This window comes from uncultured Apibacter sp., assembly GCF_946479295.1.
GTDB lineage: Bacteria > Bacteroidota > Bacteroidia > Flavobacteriales > Weeksellaceae > Apibacter.
Genome location: NZ_CAMLFD010000002.1, coordinates 123831 through 142075, shown reverse-complemented (window position 1 = coordinate 142075; position 18245 = coordinate 123831). Strand labels below are relative to the sequence as shown.

At 30.0% G+C, this 18245-nt stretch carries 22 protein-coding genes; 11 read left to right on the top strand and 11 right to left on the bottom strand.

All coding sequences use genetic code 11. The annotated features are described in order from the left end of the window. Positions 1-4: 4 nt before the first annotated feature. The 4 genes from truA (at position 5) to Q0T35_RS03250 (ending at position 4619) form a co-directional block, all read left to right on the top strand. Positions 5-754, top strand: a complete 750-nt coding sequence (gene truA, locus Q0T35_RS03265) for a tRNA pseudouridine(38-40) synthase TruA (protein ID WP_293917988.1) — start codon at positions 5-7, stop codon at positions 752-754. Beyond that, on the top strand, positions 744-2513 hold the full coding sequence (locus tag Q0T35_RS03260; RefSeq protein ID WP_293917990.1) for an ABC transporter ATP-binding protein: 1770 nt from the start codon (positions 744-746) through the stop codon (positions 2511-2513). Before truA ends, Q0T35_RS03260 begins: the two co-directional genes overlap by 11 nt. 187 nt (positions 2514-2700) lie before the next feature. Then, on the top strand, positions 2701-3519 hold the full coding sequence (locus tag Q0T35_RS03255) for a 2,3,4,5-tetrahydropyridine-2,6-dicarboxylate N-succinyltransferase (protein WP_293917992.1): 819 nt from the start codon (positions 2701-2703) through the stop codon (positions 3517-3519). 14 nt (positions 3520-3533) lie between these two features. Then, positions 3534-4619 carry a glycosyltransferase family 9 protein gene (locus Q0T35_RS03250; RefSeq protein WP_295840946.1) on the top strand — a complete coding sequence of 362 codons (1086 nt, stop codon included), beginning with the start codon at positions 3534-3536 and terminating at the stop codon, positions 4617-4619. Here the strand turns inward: Q0T35_RS03250 and Q0T35_RS03245 are convergent. From Q0T35_RS03245 to Q0T35_RS03235, 3 genes are all read right to left on the bottom strand, one after another. After that, positions 4593-4976 carry a DUF423 domain-containing protein gene (locus tag Q0T35_RS03245; protein WP_295840945.1) on the bottom strand — a complete coding sequence of 128 codons (384 nt, stop codon included), beginning with the start codon at positions 4974-4976 and terminating at the stop codon, positions 4593-4595. The two genes, Q0T35_RS03250 and Q0T35_RS03245, sit on opposite strands and share 27 nt — an antisense overlap. Positions 4977-5013: 37 nt before the next feature. Then, the gene (gene nth, locus Q0T35_RS03240; protein WP_295840944.1) at positions 5014-5637 is read right to left on the bottom strand and encodes an endonuclease III; all 624 of its coding nucleotides are present in this window, start codon (positions 5635-5637) and stop codon (positions 5014-5016) included. Between the two features lie 190 nt (positions 5638-5827). After that, positions 5828-6697, bottom strand: coding sequence for an AraC family transcriptional regulator (locus tag Q0T35_RS03235; RefSeq protein WP_295840943.1), 870 nt, complete (start codon positions 6695-6697; stop codon positions 5828-5830). A gap of 171 nt (positions 6698-6868) precedes the next feature. On the opposite strand from Q0T35_RS03235, the gene hemA reads away from it, so the two are divergent. Beyond that, entirely contained in the window at positions 6869-8122 is a 1254-nt protein-coding gene (gene hemA / locus Q0T35_RS03230) for a glutamyl-tRNA reductase (protein ID WP_295840942.1), read from the top strand. A gap of 9 nt (positions 8123-8131) precedes the next feature. Further along, positions 8132-9049 (top strand): hydroxymethylbilane synthase, encoded by a 918-nt coding sequence (gene hemC, locus Q0T35_RS03225; RefSeq protein ID WP_295840941.1) that lies wholly within the window; start codon positions 8132-8134, stop codon positions 9047-9049. A gap of 12 nt (positions 9050-9061) precedes the next feature. On the opposite strand, the gene ribH is transcribed toward hemC, so the two are convergent. The 5 genes from ribH to Q0T35_RS03200 form a co-directional block, all read right to left on the bottom strand. After that, positions 9062-9544 carry a 6,7-dimethyl-8-ribityllumazine synthase gene (gene ribH, locus Q0T35_RS03220; RefSeq protein WP_295809157.1) on the bottom strand — a complete coding sequence of 161 codons (483 nt, stop codon included), beginning with the start codon at positions 9542-9544 and terminating at the stop codon, positions 9062-9064. Next, positions 9544-10251, bottom strand: a complete 708-nt coding sequence (locus Q0T35_RS03215; RefSeq protein ID WP_293916870.1) for a tetratricopeptide repeat protein — start codon at positions 10249-10251, stop codon at positions 9544-9546. The genes ribH and Q0T35_RS03215 overlap by 1 nt, the downstream gene beginning before the upstream one ends. 38 nt (positions 10252-10289) lie before the next feature. Next, positions 10290-10952 (bottom strand): leucyl/phenylalanyl-tRNA--protein transferase, encoded by a 663-nt coding sequence (gene aat, locus Q0T35_RS03210; protein WP_293916868.1) that lies wholly within the window; start codon positions 10950-10952, stop codon positions 10290-10292. A 278-nt stretch (positions 10953-11230) separates the two neighbouring features. Continuing rightward, a complete protein-coding gene (locus tag Q0T35_RS03205) occupies positions 11231-11362 on the bottom strand; it encodes a hypothetical protein (RefSeq protein ID WP_293916867.1) in 132 nt (43 codons plus the stop codon). Between the two features lie 16 nt (positions 11363-11378). After that, on the bottom strand, positions 11379-11783 hold the full coding sequence (locus Q0T35_RS03200; RefSeq protein WP_295840940.1) for a helix-turn-helix transcriptional regulator: 405 nt from the start codon (positions 11781-11783) through the stop codon (positions 11379-11381). A gap of 403 nt (positions 11784-12186) precedes the next feature. Between Q0T35_RS03200 and Q0T35_RS03195 the strand changes: the two genes are divergently transcribed. Continuing rightward, positions 12187-12432, top strand: coding sequence for a hypothetical protein (locus tag Q0T35_RS03195; protein ID WP_293916865.1), 246 nt, complete (start codon positions 12187-12189; stop codon positions 12430-12432). Between the two features lie 204 nt (positions 12433-12636). Further along, positions 12637-12876: a hypothetical protein gene (locus Q0T35_RS03190; protein ID WP_293916864.1), complete on the top strand. Its 240-nt coding sequence runs from the start codon at positions 12637-12639 to the stop codon at positions 12874-12876. A gap of 298 nt (positions 12877-13174) precedes the next feature. Here the strand turns inward: Q0T35_RS03190 and Q0T35_RS03185 are convergent, their stop codons facing one another. Together Q0T35_RS03185 and Q0T35_RS03180 are read right to left on the bottom strand one after the other, a co-directional pair. Beyond that, on the bottom strand, positions 13175-13561 hold the full coding sequence (locus Q0T35_RS03185) for a DUF3127 domain-containing protein (RefSeq protein ID WP_293916862.1): 387 nt from the start codon (positions 13559-13561) through the stop codon (positions 13175-13177). A 131-nt stretch (positions 13562-13692) separates the two neighbouring features. Then, entirely contained in the window at positions 13693-14529 is an 837-nt protein-coding gene (locus Q0T35_RS03180; RefSeq protein WP_293916860.1) for a flagellar motor protein MotB, read from the bottom strand. 207 nt (positions 14530-14736) lie between these two features. Between Q0T35_RS03180 and Q0T35_RS03175 the strand changes: the two genes are divergently transcribed. Together Q0T35_RS03175 and Q0T35_RS03170 are read left to right on the top strand one after the other, a co-directional pair. Beyond that, positions 14737-15504 (top strand): alpha/beta hydrolase, encoded by a 768-nt coding sequence (locus tag Q0T35_RS03175; RefSeq protein ID WP_295840939.1) that lies wholly within the window; start codon positions 14737-14739, stop codon positions 15502-15504. A 92-nt stretch (positions 15505-15596) separates the two neighbouring features. After that, entirely contained in the window at positions 15597-15926 is a 330-nt protein-coding gene (locus tag Q0T35_RS03170) for an iron-sulfur cluster assembly accessory protein (protein WP_293916857.1), read from the top strand. A gap of 53 nt (positions 15927-15979) precedes the next feature. Here Q0T35_RS03170 and Q0T35_RS03165 read toward each other — a convergent pair whose 3' ends face one another. Next, positions 15980-16405, bottom strand: a complete 426-nt coding sequence (locus tag Q0T35_RS03165; RefSeq protein ID WP_293916854.1) for a hypothetical protein — start codon at positions 16403-16405, stop codon at positions 15980-15982. Positions 16406-16760: 355 nt separating this feature from the next. On the opposite strand from Q0T35_RS03165, the gene sufB reads away from it, so the two are divergent. Next, a complete protein-coding gene (sufB, locus tag Q0T35_RS03160) occupies positions 16761-18215 on the top strand; it encodes a Fe-S cluster assembly protein SufB (RefSeq protein ID WP_293916852.1) in 1455 nt (484 codons plus the stop codon). The last annotated feature ends 30 nt before the right edge of the window (positions 18216-18245 follow it).

Here is an 18245-nt window from a genome sequence, read left to right as displayed (position 1 = left end):
AAAATTGCGTTATTTCATACAATTTTCATACGATGGTACTCATTATTATGGGTATCAAAGACAACCCGGACATATATCAGTACAAGAAAAATTAGAATCAGCCTTAAGCAAATTGCTTAGAAAAGAAATTAAAACGGTTGGAGCAGGAAGAACCGATACTGGTGTGCATGCATCGGAAATGTATGCTCATTTCAATTGGGAGGAAGAATTACCGGATCAGTTGGTAAGAAAATTAAATTCTTTTTTACCTTCGGATATTTCCATACACGCCCTATTTCGTGTTAAAGATTCTGCCCATGCTCGTTTTGACGCAAGGGAAAGGGTTTATAAATATAGAATTTCTACTAAAAAAAATCCCTTTAAACAACGATACCATGCCCAATTTCTTTTTTATCAATTTGATGTAGATAAAATGAATAGAGCGGCGAAAATATTACTCGAATATAAAGACTTTACCAGTTTTTCCAAGCTTCATTCGGATAATAAAACGAATGATTGCTATATTTACCAAGCAGAATGGAAACAATACGAAGATGAATTAGTTTTTACTATTTCTGCCAACAGATTTTTAAGAAATATGGTTAGAGCGATAGTAGGAACCTTAATGGATATAGGAAGAGGAAAAATAGAAGAGAATGAGTTTAGAAACATCATCGAAAAGAAAAACAGAAAATTTGCTTCCACTTCAGCTCCTGCTAAAGGTCTCACTTTAGAGAAAGTTATATATCCAAAGGAGATAAATTATGAAACATAAAAAAAATAAAAACATAAAAGCAAGTCAGGCACTTTCTCGTCTAATGGAGTTGGGAAGTAAATATCCCGGATGGTTTTATTCTACAATTTTTATAGCACTGGCTTTGGCATATGTTTCCTCTTATCGCCCTGTGTTAATAAGTCATGCAATAGATGTTGATATTATTAAAAACCGAAATTTTTCAGGTTTATATCATTCACTATTGCTTATATTGTTGTTAATGCTGATGGAAGTTGTCTTACAATTCTTTTTAGTCTATGCTTCTAACTTTGTAGCTCAAAATGTAATTCGAAGTTTACGAATAAAATTGTACAAAAAGCTTATTTATTTTAAATCTTCATTTTTCGATAAAACTCCTTTAGGAGTGCTAGTTACTCGATCTGTTTCAGATATTGAAACTATTTCCACTATATATACCGATGGAATACTGATGGTTTTAGGAGATATCCTTCGTATTATTTTTGTTATAGTTACCATGTATTGGATAAATTGGGAGTTGGCAACCATCGCATTATTTATCTTTCCGGTTATGATTGTCATTACAAGGATATTTCAAAAAGCTATAAAAAAAGCCTTTTCCGAGGAAAGGAATCAAACAGCCAATCAAAATAGCTTTGTGCAGGAAAGACTTTCAGGAATGACGATCGTCCAAGTTTTTAATCAACAAAAAAAAGAATATAACAAATTTTTTCATATTAATCAAAAATTAGAAAAAGCCTATCTCAAAACGGTTTTTTATTTTTCATTATTCTTTCCTGCCGTAGATATTATAACTGGCATTGCCATTGGAGTCATGATATGGTATGCAGGACATAATGCTTTAACATCTCATAACATCTCACCCGGTGTAGTCATAGCATTTACCACTTCTTATGTAAATATGCTTGTGAGACCGATGAGACAAATTGCAGATCGTTTTAATACCATTCAACGAGGAATTGTAGGAGCTGAAAGAGTATTTACTGTATTAGATTCCGATCATGAAATATCAAATAAGGGAACGGTAGTAAAAGATAGTATTCAAGGAAATATTATTTTTGATCACGTATCATTTTCATATATAAAAGGGGAAAACGTTTTAAAAGATCTTTCTTTTACAGTTTCGAGTGGAGAAAAAGTAGCTATAGTAGGTGCTACTGGAGCAGGTAAATCAACGATTATAAATTTGTTAAGCCGGTTTTATGATATATCTGGAGGATATATTTATATTGACGGAACTGATATTAAATCGTACGAATTACATAATTTACGATCTCACATTGCGGTAGTGCTACAAGATGTTTTTTTATTTAATGACACTATTCTGGAAAATATTACATTTGGTAATAAAGAAATAACGCTTGAGGAAGTAAGAAATGCAGCTAAAGAAATACAAATTGATGATTTTATAATGAGCCTTCCTAATGGATATGGGTATGAAGTAAGTGAACGAGGAGCTTCTATTTCTTTGGGACAACGACAGCTTATTTCCTTTTTACGTGCATATTTATACAATCCATCAATTTTGGTGTTAGATGAAGCTACTTCATCCATTGATACGAATTCGGAAGAACTAATTCAAAAAGCGACTGATAAGATTACACAAAATCGAACTTCTATTATTATTGCCCATCGTCTGGCTACCATACAGAATGCAGATAAGATTATTGTGCTAGATCATGGTCAAATAGTAGAAATAGGAAATCATAATACATTGCTTCAAAAAAAAGGATACTACAGTAAATTATTCGAAGCTCAGTTTTTCAGTACAATACAATAATCACTATAGGAAACAAAATTTTGTCCTATAAATATTTGAAATATATAGGAATGCGTTTTGATTAAAAAATCAAAAGTTACAATGAGAAATTTGTAATATCTCCCATAAGTATAAAAAATGTTTATATAAATGAAATATACGTAAAAACAACTATAAAATTGTTAAATTTGTTGTATAAACAAATCATATGAAAGATCTACAACAAACCATTGAAAAAGTTTGGGATGACCGTGCATTATTATCGGATAAAGAATATCAAAAAGCAATTCGAGAGGTAATCGAACTGTTAGATTCAGGTAAACTAAGAGTAGCACAGCCTTTAGAAGATGGAAAATGGCAAGTAAATGAGTGGGTTAAAAAAGCCGTAGTTTTATATTTTCCTATTCAGAAAATGGAAACTTATGAAATAGGTATTTTTGAATATCATGATAAAATTCCATTAAAAACAGGATATGCAGAAAAAGGTGTTCGTGTAGTGCCTCATGCAGTAGCAAGAAAAGGAGCATACATTTCTAGCGGAGCAATTTTAATGCCTTCCTATGTTAATATTGGTGCTTACGTAGATGAAGGTACAATGGTTGATACATGGGCAACAGTAGGTAGCTGTGCACAAGTTGGTAAAAATGTACATTTAAGCGGAGGAGTCGGAATTGGAGGAGTATTAGAACCCTTACAAGCAGCCCCCGTTATTATTGGAAATAATTGTTTTATAGGATCACGATGTATTGTAGTAGAAGGAGTACATGTTGACGATGAAGCCGTATTAGGAGCAAATGTAACCTTGACTTCTTCAACCAAAATTATTGATGTTTCTGGCAGCGAACCTAAAGAATACAGAGGATATGTACCGCCACGTTCAGTAGTTATTCCAGGATCCATTACCAAAAAATTTCCTGCTGGAGAATATAATGTAAATTGTGCATTAATTATAGGGACAAGAAAAGAAAGTACAGATAAAAAGACATCATTAAATGATGCTCTTAGAGAGCACAATGTATCTGTATAGATATACTAAATATAGTGAAAGCGCTATTAATACAATATAATAATGTTGGAGATGTATTACTCTCCAGTGTAATTCCTAATAATCTAAAGAAAATCTATCCGGATATTAAGATAGATTTTCTTTGTTATAAAAAATGCATGGGTGTTATTCAAAGAAATCCTAACATTGATCGTATTATAGCAACTATAGATGCTGAACCTATACGTTCGTTGCTTTTCATATATAAATACATAAGGTTAGTAAGAAGTGAAAAATATGATATACTTATTGATATGTCACAAAATTTCAATAGCATTTTACTAACTCTTTTTTCAAAAGCAAAGATAAAATATAGCTATTATAACTCCTTTCTCACAAAGATCTATGATAAAACGGTATCTAAGGTAGATGAGCCGATAACACAAACATGTACCTTATTGGAAGATCGTTTAATTATCTTAAAAGAATTTTTGAAAGATAACCCTGTTCCGGTTGACCCATTAGCCAAAATATTTCTTGCTGAGGATGAAATTCAAGACGCTAAAGAAAAAATGATGAATGCCGGGATCTTTTTTAAACGACCGGTTATTATGTTAGGCGTTTTGGGATCTAATATACATAATACCTGGACAATAGGTAATATGGCTAAACTAATTGATTTCATTTGGGCAAATTATAGAGCAGATTTATTGTTTACTTATTTACCTTCTCAATATAAACAAGTAAATGAGCTTCTCTCTTTATTAAATTCTAATACAAAAGTATTTGTACAACCGGTAGGAAAATCAATACGTGAATTTGCTGCTTTTATGCATAATAGTACTCTATTCATAGGGAATAATAGCAGGTTTGTTATGGCAACAAAAGCTTTACAAAAGCCAACATTTACTATCTATCCCCCTTATATTAGTAGAAAAGATGTTGCTTGTTATGAAAACACTAATTTACACCAAAGCGTTCACCTTCACGACTTTTCACCGAGACTCTATGAAGATTTTTACCAAAATGAATTAAAAAATGATTCTTCAAAATTTTACTTGATGCTTTCTAATGAATTTGTGATTGCGAAAGTAAAATCTTTTTTGAAAGAACATTTAATTACTTTTAATAAAATAAAATAATAAACAAGCCCAACCTATAATCATACAGATACCTCCCATAGGTGTTATAGGCCCTAAAATTCGTAAGTTGACATTCCAATATTCGGAAAAAGCTAGTAAATAAATACTAAAAGAAAATAGAAACGTACCTATAATCATTCCACAAGCTGCACACTTTTCCAAATTCGAGGTAAAGGATAATGAAAATCCAAGAAGTAAAAGTGCTAATGCATGATACATTTGATATTTTACACCCGTTTCAAAACTCAACAATTTATCAACAGAAAGAATCTTTTTAAAAGCATGGGCACCTAATGCGCCTAAAATAATAGAAATTAATCCGTAAAATGCTCCCGCTATAAGAACAATGTTTTTCATATTTTAATTATTACTAAGTGGTATATAAAATAAATTTTTAATTTTCTAATAAATATTTGGTTATAAAATCTTTTTCCAAGCTCCACCCTCTGGTCGGTGAATACTCACGCCCATATAAGATAATTTGGATGTGTAATCGATTCCATGAATCTTTAGGAAACAAACGTTTAGCATCTTTCTCTGTTTGTTCAACATTTTTACCGTTTGATAATTTCCATAGCTTCATAAGTCTGTGAATGTGAGTGTCAACAGGAAATGTTGGATGGCCGAAACCTTGGCTCATAACAACGGAAGCAGTTTTATGACCAACTCCAGGCAAAGCTTCTAATTCCTCAAAACTTTCGGGTACTTGTCCATTATATTTTTCCACCAAAATTGTAGATAACTTATGTATATTTCTGGATTTGGTATTAGATAAACCTATTTCTTTAATATATTCCTTAATTTCCCATTCCGGTAGTTCCGCCATTTTAAATGCATCAGGAGCAATTTTATAAAGTGAAGGAGTTACCTCATTAACTTTCTTATCTGTAGTTTGAGCCGAAAGTAGGACCGAAATTAATAAAGTAAACACATCCTGATAGACTAAAGGAGCTATAGGATTAGGATAGAGACGGTTTAATTCCGTGATAATATACTCTACTTTTTCCTTTTGTTTCATTCAATCAAATAATTGTAGTTAAATGTAATCAATTATATAAATTATTTAATACGTTAATCATAATAAATTCATACAATCTAAATCAAAAATATTTATAAGTACTATTTGCAAAAGTTAGAAAAAAATGACATTAGTATTTAATAATTTAGCTATAGGGATTTATTATCAATCTTGTTTTAAAGAATAAACATTATTTCATCATCCATTGTTTCGGTGTAATACCGTATTTCTTTTTAAAAGCTTCTATAAAATGACTAGGATTCTCGTATCCTAAATCATAAGCGATCTCTTGCACTTGTTTGACTCTCAAATTTAATTTTTCTTTACCGATTTCAAGTTTTGTATCTAAGATGAAATGAGATATGGATTTTCCATATATTTTTTTAAATCCTTCTTTGATTTTGTATTCACTTAAATTTGAAATTTCCGATAATGTTCGTAAAGTAGGAGGAGATGCGATATTTTCCAACAAAATTTCTTTTATTTTATAAATCTCACGGATGAATTTTTCATCTTTTATTGATAAAATATGAGGAGAATCTGAGCTTTTTGAAGAAAAATAATAGAGTAAGAATTCATGCAACTTTAAAGTTAAATAATGATTTTCGAAATCTTGATCTAAATTAAAATCCTCCAATTGAGATATAATAAGTTTTTCCTCTATACTTAAAGGCTTTTCATGGTACAATTTAGTATGTCCATCCTGATAAAATAACGAAAGTTTATTTTTATGTGTAGCAAATATTTCTTCTAGTTTCTGAATAGCAATTACAAAAATTATCAATTTTGATTTTTTTGATAGGCTGATATTAATAGGAATATCAATTTCAGGATGAAATAGAAGTAAAGAATTTCCCTCGTTTATTAATCTTAAAGATTCACTTTTAAAATGAAAAGTCGCTCTTCCTTTAGTGCAAAGATAAAATTGTACAAACCTTTTCCCAACAGGTTTAGAAATCGTATCGGTAAAGTTAGTATAATTATCGATCTGAGCCATATAAATATCAGATCCTATTTTATTTTCTCTTATTCTACTTTTAAAGGTATTTTTTAAATCCATTAATAATTTCTTTATATATCAAATTTAATCTTCAAAATAATGATATTTATCATATTAAAAAACTATTTAGACTATTTCTAAAATTGTAAAAATTAACTTTTACGGGTATTTTTTTATAAATATAGGTATTTTCTATATAGATGTACTCATAAATTTGCTGGAACAAAAAACATGAAAAAGTTTCAGCCTAAAAATATTGAAAAATTTTTTGCAATAAGTTTGAGCTATGAAAAGGCAGATATTAAAACTAGAGGAAGATATAGCTTTTTCCCTGAAATGGTAGAAGGATTTACTAAAACTATTAATGCCCTTTCAAATACTACTATTTTTGTGTTATCTACTTGTAACAGAACAGAAATATATACACAAACAGAATGCTTAGAAAAAGTGGTGGATGCATTTTGTAAACAGATAAACGTAGTTACAACCGAGTTTAAGAAATATATAACCGTACATAAAGGAAAAAACGCAATCAATCATTTTTTAAGAGTTTCCTCTGGTTTAGAAAGTCAAATAATAGGTGATTTCGAAATTATATCGCAAATAAAAACATGGTTTAAAAGATTTAAAAAATATAAAAGCACTAATGCTTTTCTAGAAAGATTAATTAATACCGGAATTCAAACCTCAAAAAAAATTAAATATACAACAACATTAAGCAATGGAGCAACATCCATGTCATATGCTGCGGTACATTATATTTTAAAAAATTTTACTCAACTTTCAGACAAAAAGATCACTATAATAGGTACAGGAAAAATAGGAAAAAATACCTGTGAGAATCTAGTAAAACACGTAAATGACCCGGATATTACTTTACTTAATAGAACTATTTCAAAAGCAGAAGAAATAGCGTATACTTTTGATCTTAAAGTTGATAATTTTAATAATTTAACTAAACAAGTTAATAAGTCAGATATAGTAATTGTAACTACAGGAGCTTCAGAACCCATAATTACTGAAAAAAATTTGGATGTTAAAAGACCAATTACATTTATAGATTTATCCATACCATCCAATGTTTGTGTATCACTTAAAGAGCACGATCAGGTGACACTTTTAAATATTGATGATTTATCCAAAATAGTAAACGAAACTTTTGAGAAGAGAAATAAAGAAATTCCGAAAGCAGAAAGTATAATTAACGAAATGATGCAAGAATTTATAATCTGGTCGGAAAATAGAAAATATGTCCCAATAATCCTTGCATTCAAATCAGATTTGGAGAGAATAAAAGACCATCAAATTAAAACATTAAAAAAAGATCAAGTAATAATATCTGAAGAACAAATAGAATTATCTGATCGTTTAGTGCAAAAAATCACAAACAAACTAGCTAATTATCTTATTACTAATCCCGAAAAAGCAGATGACACCATAAGTTTATTTAAGGAGATGTTTCAACTGCAAGTATCTAAAATGTAAAATATTTTTATGAACCCTATTCGTATTGGAACACGAAACAGCCCTTTAGCCATGTGGCAGGCAGTAGAAGTACAAAAAAAAATAAAAGATTTGGGCTTTAAAGCTGAAATTATTCCCATTACCTCTCTTGGAGATAAAAATCTCACTCAACCTTTATATCAAATGGATATCATAGGAGTATTTACAAGAGATTTGGATGTTGCGCTTTTAAATAATCAAATTGATATTGCTGTACATAGCCTTAAGGATGTTCCAACTTTGTTACCGGAAGGCATACTTTTATCGGCAGTTTTAGAAAGAGATTATGAAGCAGATGTTTTAGTAAGAAATCCGAAGAAAAATCAAAAAGCTGGATCTTACACTAATTTATATTTAGGTACCGGAAGTTTGAGAAGAAGAGCTTTTTGGAAATCTAAATATCCTGAAGTTACCTTTGGTAATATAAGAGGAAATGTTCAAACACGCTTATCAAAATTGGATTCCGAAGGTTTTGATGGAACTATTTTCTCATTAGCCGGAATAAAAAGATTAGGATTACCTTTAGATTACGAAATGCTGGATTTTATTATACCAGCTCCTGCACAAGGCGTAGTAGGTATTACTTCTTTAGAAAAAAACAAAGAATTAACAGAATTATTAAAAATGATCAATCATATCGATACACAGATTTGTGTAAATATAGAAAGAGATTTTTTAAATATGATTGAAGGAGGATGTACTGCACCTATAGGAGCTTTTGCTAAAATTAAAAATAATCTCGTACATTTTAAAGCGGGAATAGTATCTTTAGAAGGAACTAAAAAGGTTTTGCTGGAAGAATCATTTCCTATTGTCGAATCTTCTACAAAAGGAAAAAAGCTCGCCTTGAAAGCAAAAAGATTAGGCGCAGAAGAAATAATAAGAGAAATAAAAGCCTATAGGGAATAAGAATAAGTTTTTTTACTTATTCTTATTAAGTTCAGCCATTCTCACCGCCACAACTCCGGCCTCAACGCCTTTATTTCCTAATTTTCCTCCACTACGGTCTAAAGATTGTTGTACATGGTCGTCCGTAAGAACACAAAATACCACCGGAGTATCCATATGAGTGTTTAAATAAGTAACTCCATCAGTAACCGTTTTGCAAACATAGTCAAAGTGAGCCGTTTCGCCTCTAATAACACATCCTATAATTATTATAGCATCATAGATCTCCTTTTTACAAAGTTGTGTTGCTGCATATACTAATTCCACAGAACCGGGAACAAATACTGAATCTATTTGAGATTCTTTTGCTCCTAAATCCAGTAAAGTATCAATAGCGCCTTGGTGTAAATTATAAGTAACTTCAGAATTCCATTCTGAAATAACAATACCGAAACGATAGGCTTCGGCATTGGGTAAATTTTCCTTATTGTAGATAGATAAGTTTGTTGTTGCCATTATTGTTTTCCTGTTGCGTATGTAAGTCTTTCAATATATGCATCTACTTCTCCGGAAGTATCGATATCAGGATATTTATCTTTAATATTTTTGAAAAACTCTAAGGCTTTTTCATTCTGATTTAAAGACATAGCTAATATACCGGCTTTTTTATTAAATTGATAAGCGGTAGCAGCGGTGGAACTTTCATTAGCAGCCTTAGTCATAAAATTTAATGCTTCATCTGTGTTATTTAGCTCTACATAAGTGTCTGCGATTGCTCCGTATTTTACAGCTTTTAAATCTTTGTCTGAAGTATCGAATTTATTAAAATGTTCCAGTGCATTTTGATAATTTCCTTTTTTATATTCAGCAATTCCTGCATATAAATGAGCAAATTTTCCCGTTTTAGTAGAACCGTATTCTTCAGCGATATCTATAAATCCTGAAATACCGCTTGATTTTCCTCCTAATGCTTGATCTGTCTTTCCTTCATTATATAAATTTTCAGCATCAACCATAAGATTAGAAGCTTCAATATTTTTTGGAGTTATAACATAATTATCATAAATTACATAGCCTAAAACAGCGATAATTACTATTCCAAAAAAGATACCAATAGGTTTGGCATACTTTTGTAAAAATTTCTCTCCATCAATGGCGGAAGTATTTAAAGAATCTAAAATTTCTTTAGTTGCGTAATTGTGCTTTCCTGTATGTTTTGACATGAGCCGTAATGTGTTTTTTAGTGCGCTAAAATAGGCAATTATAAATTGAAATGCAAATTTTTAATTTCCCTACACTCTAAGAAGGTTTTGAATTTTTCACGAGATATTTCTTCTGCGCCTAGTTGTTCTAGATAAGAAGAATGAATTTGACAATCAATCAGTTTGTACTGATGGGAATGTTTTTGTACGAAATAGGTAAAACCACATTTAGAAGAATTACTTACTTTTGAAAACATACTTTCGCCGCAGAAAACTATATGTAAATCGATCCCATAAAATCCTCCTACCAAATCATTGTTTTTCCAAACCTCAACGCTTTTTGCTAATCCCAATTCATGTAAAGTACAATAAGCATTAAACATCTCATCGGTTATCCATGTTCCTCTTTGTCCGGGTCTTTTAATAGAGGCACATTGAGAAATTACTTCAGAAAAGCATTGATTTTCCGTAAAATGAAAATATTCCTGATTTAAAATTTTCTGTGTTGATTTAGAAATCTTTAATTTATTCGGATAGAGTACAAACCTAGGATTCGGAGACCACCATTGTATGATTTCATTGGGATTATACCAAGGAAAAATACCGGATTTATAAGCCAGAAGCAACCGTTCAGGAGAAAGGTCTCCACCGATAGCAAGAAGACCACTTTCATCAGCTTTATGAATATCCGGGAATTCTAATTTTTTTGTTAACCAAATCATATTATTAAAAAAGAATTTAATTAAAGCGAATAATATTACAAATTAGCAACTTTAAATTTTGAAGTTATTCAAGTTCTATCTTTAAGCATCTTTTTTATATGCTCCACTTCAGCTTCTAAATCATTAACCTTATCATATATTATAGCAGGATCGGGTAATATAAAAAAAGATACATTTTAACATTTCAAATTTCAATAATCTCTTGGGGGGCTATGTTTAAATTAGGATATTCACGTTGATTATCGCTTTTTAAAAGTAGATTATTATACTTCTTTATTCTATTGATAACTCTTTTTACTACTCCCATCATTGGTAATTATTATATATACTTTATTATCTTTTACATCTCTTTCCCAGTTTCCTAGCCATTCACCAACTACATACGAACCACTTTGTAGTGTAGGATACATAGAATGACCATCAAACTTAAATATGCGAAAAATTATGTAGATTAGGCAAATGAAAACTAGGTAATTCGCTGATAAAAACAGGATCATTACAAGATAAAAGATATACTGTTGCAGCTTTGGTTGGCACTAATACTATGTTGTCATTTTGCAAACTATCTACTGTTACTATTTTAGGTAAATGCTCTGATATGGCAAATTTCTTTATGTCCTTTAAAGGATTATCTTCTACTCCGTCAATTAACCAAGAATAAGAAATATTAAATTCACGTATAATATTTGATATAGTATCTATTGATGGAAATATTTTACCACTCTCCATTTGAGACAAAGGGGACTGTTTAATTCCAATTTTATTGGCAAAATCAATCTGACCAAGCCCTATACTCAATTTCAACTCTTTTATTCTCAATCCTATAGACATGTATTATTAAATAATTTTAATAATTTAATATAGAACAATATTAAATATAAGTATATTTTTATTGTGTTACATATACAAAAGTAATGTAATTATTAAATAACAAGAATATTAAATGATATTAATATGAAAACAAAACAGAAAAAGAAACCCAAATATTTAGGAGTAATGTATCTCAAGCAATCCTCTGATTATATAAACAACAAAGATGATTTTTTAGTTATGACAATCGCATAACTTTTGGAGGAAACTATTATGAAATGAAAGCAATTATTGATTGTTACAAATTAGTTTCAAAAGATCAGAATAGAAGCACTTTTTAATAAATAATACTTTATACAATATAATATTTAACCAACCGGGTGAATTTTCTCTACATACTGACACTTTAGAAAGCAGGTAAAAGATGTACCGCTCATTTATTAATAGATATTGGCAATATATAGTAGAAAATAATACTAACGAGGTGTTAAGTTATGAACAATTAGAATCCTTTTACCCTGATTTTAATGCCGGGTTTAAATACGTAGAAAAGCAAAGAGGTTGTGAGTATGTTGTAAGGAAATTAGAACCTAAAAAACTGCAATTTAAAGGTACGTTACTATTTTCTAACATTACCTCCCCCACATTAGATGAAATATCTAGGGTGTAAAAAATAGTTATAACTGAGATAGATAAACTGAATTCAAGATTTAAGTGTGATATAAGGGATATATCTCTGATTAAAATCCAAGGAGTAAACGGGCAATCTTGGTTTATTGCTTAAGGAAATGAAGCTAGTTGTTACTGTGAAATAGTAGATGCTGATAATGATGGATGGATATATTATTCTACCGTATCGGTAGGAAATATGAATATGAATTTAGGTGAATCTGTCAAATTTTTCAATCCATTCACCAAATACGAAATATTAAACAATGAATGCCCTACATCAGCGACTGAAAGATTTAACAACAACAATTTTCAAGGATATCCAAAATCGTTGAATGGAAAATCTTTTAAATATTTAATTTATGGAGAGTTATTAAAAAAAGAAAATAGAAATTGTATATGCGCTGTAAGAAGTGGAGAGACTCTTGTAGCAGAAAAATACTGAAATAAATGGTAATCTTAAATTTCTTTTAAGATAAAGTAAAAAATATGAATTAAAAAAATGAATATATCGTAAAAATATCATGGAAGGATAATTTAATCCTTTTTTAAATTAGATATATAGTAAGCCTCATTTTTTTTGAGGCTTACTGTAGTTTTTAACGTATGGATGGATGAAATTTTATCCAAAAATTATAATTTTAAATGTAAACTAAAATTCCAAATGTTAAATTAGTACTTTTGTTTGAAATTTTAGTTTACTATTCTGATTAGGTGCTTAAATGCTCCTTTTAATACTACTTTTAAAAAGGTAAATCGTCATCCTCTTCTTCTTGCATAATAGGGTTTGAAGGTGCAGAAGATACATGAGCGGATGGCTGAGCCATAGGATTTTCTTGTCCCATACCGGATACAGGCATTAGTTTTTCAATTCTCCATCCTGTAATACTGTTAAAATATTTAGTTTCACCTTGTGGGTTAACCCATTCACGCCCTCTTATATTAATAGATACTCTTACATCATCGCCTACATTAAAAGAATTAATAATATCTACTCGATCACCCAAAAGTTCAATTAGTATATGTTGAGGGTATTGTTCTTCAGTAGTTACCACCACTTCCCTTTTTCTAAATCCACTATCAAATGTCTGAATATCTGATATTAATTTTATTCTTCCTGCTATTTCCATAACTTCTGTTTTTTGTTTAAAATACAAAAATAAAAAATTATTTTCAGCGAAAAAAGACATTACAGAGTTTTGATAAAAGAAAGGGTCTCACTAAAGAGACCCTTGTATATATGATATAAAAAAGATATTTTTTATTTTATCTTTTGATCCATTAATTGCATAAATTGATCTAATTTCGGAAGAATTACAATTTCAGTTCTTCTATTAACAGCTTTATTTTCAGGGTTTGTATTAGGAACTTTTGGTTGATATTCTCCATGGCCTCCGGCAAGTAACCTTGCAGGATCAACACCGAATTTAGATTGTAAAAGCTTAACCACTGAAGTTGCTCTCATAGCGCTTAAATCCCAATTATCTCTTATGCAGCCAGCAGTTGAGCTTCTGAATTGGTCATTGTCAGTATATCCTTGAACTTGTACATCATAATCCTTATAGTCATTAATGATTTTAGCTACTTTTTCTAATACGTTTTCTGCCGTAGGAAGTACATCATAGCTTCCGGATTTATATAACATTTTGTCAGATAAGGAGATGAATACAACGCCTTTTTGTACCTGAACATCTACATCACTATCGTTTAAGTTATCTAAAGATCGTTTTAGTTTATTAGATAAGGCAAGATTTAAAGAATCATTTTTTGCACGTGCTTCTGTCAAACGTTTAATGTATGCGTTAGATGCATTAATTTGTCCGATAAGCTTATCAATATTATCAGTTCCAGCTTTACCTGTAGCCATACAATCAGCTAAATTTTGCTGTAATACATCGTTTTGTTTTCTTATCAAATTCATTTGCTCTTCCAAAGAGTTATTTCTCTCTTTTAATGAAGTAATTGTACGATCTTTATCAACGTTTCTTTCTAAACAAGATTCATAATTAGCTTTTGCCTGTTCAAATTCTTTTCTACTTACACATGACATTGCTAAAAAGCCGATAGAAGATAGCAATGCTAATTTAATAATTTTCATATTCTCTTTATATTTATATATATTTTAGTTAAAATAATTAATCAAAAGTAAGCTATTTAAAGCTTCTCTGACAAATTATAACTGTAAAAATAATAAATTAAATTTAAAAATGGTATAAATATCAGTATAAATATTATTAGCTGTTACAGATTCGAGAGTTACTTAGTAAAAAGTTGTACTTTTGTATTATTAATTACTTATAACAGTATGCTATATTACAGAGATAAAGGTAAAGGCAAAACAATAGTTTTTTTACACGGTTTTTTGGAAAATTCAAGAATGTGGAGATTTTTTCAAAATAAATTATCTAAAAAATATAGAGTGATATCCATAGATTTACCCGGACATGGAAGGTCTTCTAAAAAAACAAATGAAGTAAATAGAATGGAAGATATGGCTAAAAAGGTAAATAAAGTTTTAGAACATTTGAAAATAGATGAAGTAATTATTAGCGGCCATTCTATGGGAGGGTATGTAGCATTAGCTTTTGCAGAGCAATACAAATATAAGGTGTCCGGATTAGGATTGTTCTATTCAACTACATTACCGGACGATGATATAAAAAAAGAACAACGGTTAAAAGCAGCAGAAGTGGTAGTTAAAAATCCTAAAGAATTTTTTCGCCTATCAATACCTAACTTATTTGCCCCTCAAAATGTACCTAAATTACAATCGGAAATAAAAACCGCTATCAAATGGGCTAAACACGCTTCATTGACAGGAATATCTGCGGCTTTAAAAGGGATGAGACTTCGTAAGGATAGAACAGATGTGGTAAGGGATTTAGGAAAGCCAATTTTCATTATCATTGGAAAATATGATAATGCAATTAAAAATTCCGAATTAATAAAAAAAATGGAAGGCGTTAAAAAACTTTCAATTTATGAATTAGAAACCGGTCATATGGGAGCTCTAGAGGCACCAGAAGAATGTTTAGAAATTTTACAAACTTGGCTAAAACAAAATTATAAGTAATTAAATTATTAGTAATACTTATAATAGGTATGTATTAAAAATAGTATTTATTTGTAATTTTGTATGTATATAAATCTATTTGTTGTAAATATATGATAAAGGTATCTCAAGAAGCTGAAAAAAAAATCATTGAATTAATGAAAGAAAGTGGTTTTGATAATTCTAAAGATTTCGTACGTGTAGGGGTAGTGAGTGGTGGATGTTCTGGGTTATCATACAAGTTAAAATTTGATCATATTCAAAACCCTGAAGATAAATTATTTGAAGATAGAGGAATTAAAATATTGGTGGATAAAAAATCATTCCTTTATCTAGTTGGAACTACATTAGAATATTCAGGGGGCTTGAACGGTAAAGGTTTTATATTTAATAATCCCAATGCCCAAAGGACTTGCGGATGTGGAGAAAGTTTTGCAATATAAAAAATATTAAAAAAACTTTCTCTATAAAGAAGGTTTTTTTAATATTTTCATTTTTATTTAGTCATCACTTCAGCAACCATACTATCCAGTTTTTCTATATAATCTTTATACTTTTGAAATTCTTTAGGATTAGAAGACAATTCTTCAAGAATGGTTTTTCGTATAATAATCCATTTTTGATTTTTTTTAGTAAGTTCAGTTAGCTTATTTATATCTTTTGCTTTGGCAGCATCTATATATTCATCTATATAATCCTTGTATTCAGCCAAATATTTTTGAATTTTAGGATCATCAAACGTAGGAATTTTATGTTTTAAAATTTCGTTGGATTGAACTTTTGAAATTTCATTTTTCTGGTTTTCTTCATGTTGAGAGTCGGGGTCTATTATTTCTTGTATCTCAGAAGCTTTCTTATCATCTTTACAAGATATGAAAGTAAGTAAATTAAAAATCACAAAGGGTAAAACTATTTTCTTCATATAAAAATTTATTTTCGGCTAATGTATAAAAAAAATGATTTAAATATTGCAATAAAGATATAATGCTAATTATCAATTATATATTTATTTCAATAGTAATCTATTAATACATCTTTTAAAAATAAGAAAAAAGGCAATATCGCATTTATAGGAATTATAATACAAATAGTAAAAATTTTTAATATATTTATTTTAGTTAAACATTCAATAAGTTTACATAAAATTTGAAATCTCATTATTTAAAAAATCTATTAATGAGCTTTCGTAATGTATAATAATCTAAGTATTTTTGTACCAAGAACCAACTATGTTTAATTTAATAAGGTAACATGGGTTACCTTTGAATCAAGTAATAATGAGCAAAGCAAAATATACAGAAGAAGAATTACGGTTAGACCTTGAGCAAAAAGACTATGAGTACGGTTGGACCACAGATTTAGAATATGAAGATTTTCCCACAGGATTAAATGAAGAGATAGTTCGAGAAATCTCTAAAAGAAAAAATGAGCCTGAATGGATGTTGGAATGGAGATTAGATTCTTTTAGATTGTGGAAAGAAATGGAAGCCCCTAATTGGCCGAACGTTACATTTAAAGAAACTGATTTCAATAGTATAAAATATTATGCCGCACCCAAAAAGAAAAAAGAATTAAAGAGTTTAGAGGAGGTAGATCCAGAACTAATTAATACTTTTGAGAAATTAGGCATTCCTTTAGAGGAACAAAAAAGATTGACAGGAGTAGCAGTAGATGCTGTGATTGATAGTGTTTCAGTTAAAACCACCTTTTCGGAAACCTTAGCGGAAAAAGGAATTATTTTTTGTTCAATTAGTGAGGCCATTCAAAAACATCCGGATTTAGTAAGAAAATATTTAGGTACAGTAGTTCCAAAAGACGATAACTTTTATTCGGCCTTAAATTCAGCAGTATTTTCTGATGGTTCGTTTTGCTATATTCCTAAAGGAATAAAATGTCCGATGGAATTATCTACCTATTTTAGAATTAACCAATCAGGAACAGGTCAATTTGAAAGGACTCTTTTAATCGCAGATGAAGGAAGTTATGTTTCCTATTTGGAAGGATGTACGGCACCACAAAGAGACGAAAATCAATTACATGCAGCCGTGGTCGAGCTCATCGCATTAGAAGGAGCAGAAATAAAATATTCAACAGTTCAAAATTGGTTTCCTGGAGATAAAGAAGGAAAAGGAGGGGTCTATAATTTTGTGACTAAAAGGGCCCTTTGTGAAAGGAATGCTAAAGCATCTTGGACACAAGTAGAAACAGGCTCTGCAGTAACATGGAAATATCCTTCCTGTATCTTAAAAGGAGATAACTCTATTGGTGAATTTTATTCTATAGCAGTAACCAATAACTTTCAGCAGGCGGATACCGGAACAAAAATGATTCATATTGGAAAAAATACACGATCCACAATAATTTCTAAAGGAATATCTGCAGGAAAATCACAAAATAGCTATAGAGGATTAGTAAAAATTTTACCTCAAGCAGATAATGCAAGAAATTTCTCCCAATGTGATTCTCTACTCATGGGAAATAATTGTGGAGCCCATACATTTCCATATATAGAAATTAAAAATAAAACCGCGCAGATGGAGCATGAAGCAACCACTTCTAAAATAGGTGAAGATCAGATTTTTTATTGCAATCAACGAGGAATCGATACAGAAACAGCGATTGCATTAATTGTAAACGGCTTTAGTAGAGAAGTGTTAGATAAACTTCCCATGGAATTTGCAGTAGAAGCAAAGAAATTACTAGAAATTTCATTAGAAGGAAGCGTAGGATAATTTATTTGTTCAGGAAAAAACTTTCTATCA

Excerpts from the sequence above, each read along its gene's own strand:
- Q0T35_RS03260 (WP_293917990.1), top strand. The coding sequence starts at position 744 with ATGAAACATAAAAAAAATAAAAACATAAAAGCAAGTCAGGCACTTTCT.
- Q0T35_RS03255 (WP_293917992.1), top strand. The coding sequence starts at position 2,701 with ATGAAAGATCTACAACAAACCATTGAAAAAGTTTGGGATGACCGTGCA.
- Q0T35_RS03245 (WP_295840945.1), bottom strand. The coding sequence starts at position 4,976 with ATGAAAAACATTGTTCTTATAGCGGGAGCATTTTACGGATTAATTTCT.
- nth (WP_295840944.1), bottom strand. The coding sequence starts at position 5,637 with ATGAAACAAAAGGAAAAAGTAGAGTATATTATCACGGAATTAAACCGT.
- Q0T35_RS03235 (WP_295840943.1), bottom strand. The coding sequence starts at position 6,697 with ATGGATTTAAAAAATACCTTTAAAAGTAGAATAAGAGAAAATAAAATA.
- hemA (WP_295840942.1), top strand. The coding sequence starts at position 6,869 with ATGAAAAAGTTTCAGCCTAAAAATATTGAAAAATTTTTTGCAATAAGT.
- hemC (WP_295840941.1), top strand. The coding sequence starts at position 8,132 with ATGAACCCTATTCGTATTGGAACACGAAACAGCCCTTTAGCCATGTGG.
- ribH (WP_295809157.1), bottom strand. The coding sequence starts at position 9,544 with ATGGCAACAACAAACTTATCTATCTACAATAAGGAAAATTTACCCAAT.
- Q0T35_RS03215 (WP_293916870.1), bottom strand. The coding sequence starts at position 10,251 with ATGTCAAAACATACAGGAAAGCACAATTACGCAACTAAAGAAATTTTA.
- aat (WP_293916868.1), bottom strand. The coding sequence starts at position 10,952 with ATGATTTGGTTAACAAAAAAATTAGAATTCCCGGATATTCATAAAGCT.
- Q0T35_RS03205 (WP_293916867.1), bottom strand. The coding sequence starts at position 11,362 with ATGTATCCTACACTACAAAGTGGTTCGTATGTAGTTGGTGAATGGCTA.
- Q0T35_RS03200 (WP_295840940.1), bottom strand. The coding sequence starts at position 11,783 with ATGTCTATAGGATTGAGAATAAAAGAGTTGAAATTGAGTATAGGGCTT.
- Q0T35_RS03195 (WP_293916865.1), top strand. The coding sequence starts at position 12,187 with ATGTACCGCTCATTTATTAATAGATATTGGCAATATATAGTAGAAAAT.
- Q0T35_RS03190 (WP_293916864.1), top strand. The coding sequence starts at position 12,637 with ATGAATTTAGGTGAATCTGTCAAATTTTTCAATCCATTCACCAAATAC.
- Q0T35_RS03185 (WP_293916862.1), bottom strand. The coding sequence starts at position 13,561 with ATGGAAATAGCAGGAAGAATAAAATTAATATCAGATATTCAGACATTT.
- Q0T35_RS03180 (WP_293916860.1), bottom strand. The coding sequence starts at position 14,529 with ATGAAAATTATTAAATTAGCATTGCTATCTTCTATCGGCTTTTTAGCA.
- Q0T35_RS03175 (WP_295840939.1), top strand. The coding sequence starts at position 14,737 with ATGCTATATTACAGAGATAAAGGTAAAGGCAAAACAATAGTTTTTTTA.
- Q0T35_RS03170 (WP_293916857.1), top strand. The coding sequence starts at position 15,597 with ATGATAAAGGTATCTCAAGAAGCTGAAAAAAAAATCATTGAATTAATG.
- Q0T35_RS03165 (WP_293916854.1), bottom strand. The coding sequence starts at position 16,405 with ATGAAGAAAATAGTTTTACCCTTTGTGATTTTTAATTTACTTACTTTC.
- sufB (WP_293916852.1), top strand. The coding sequence starts at position 16,761 with ATGAGCAAAGCAAAATATACAGAAGAAGAATTACGGTTAGACCTTGAG.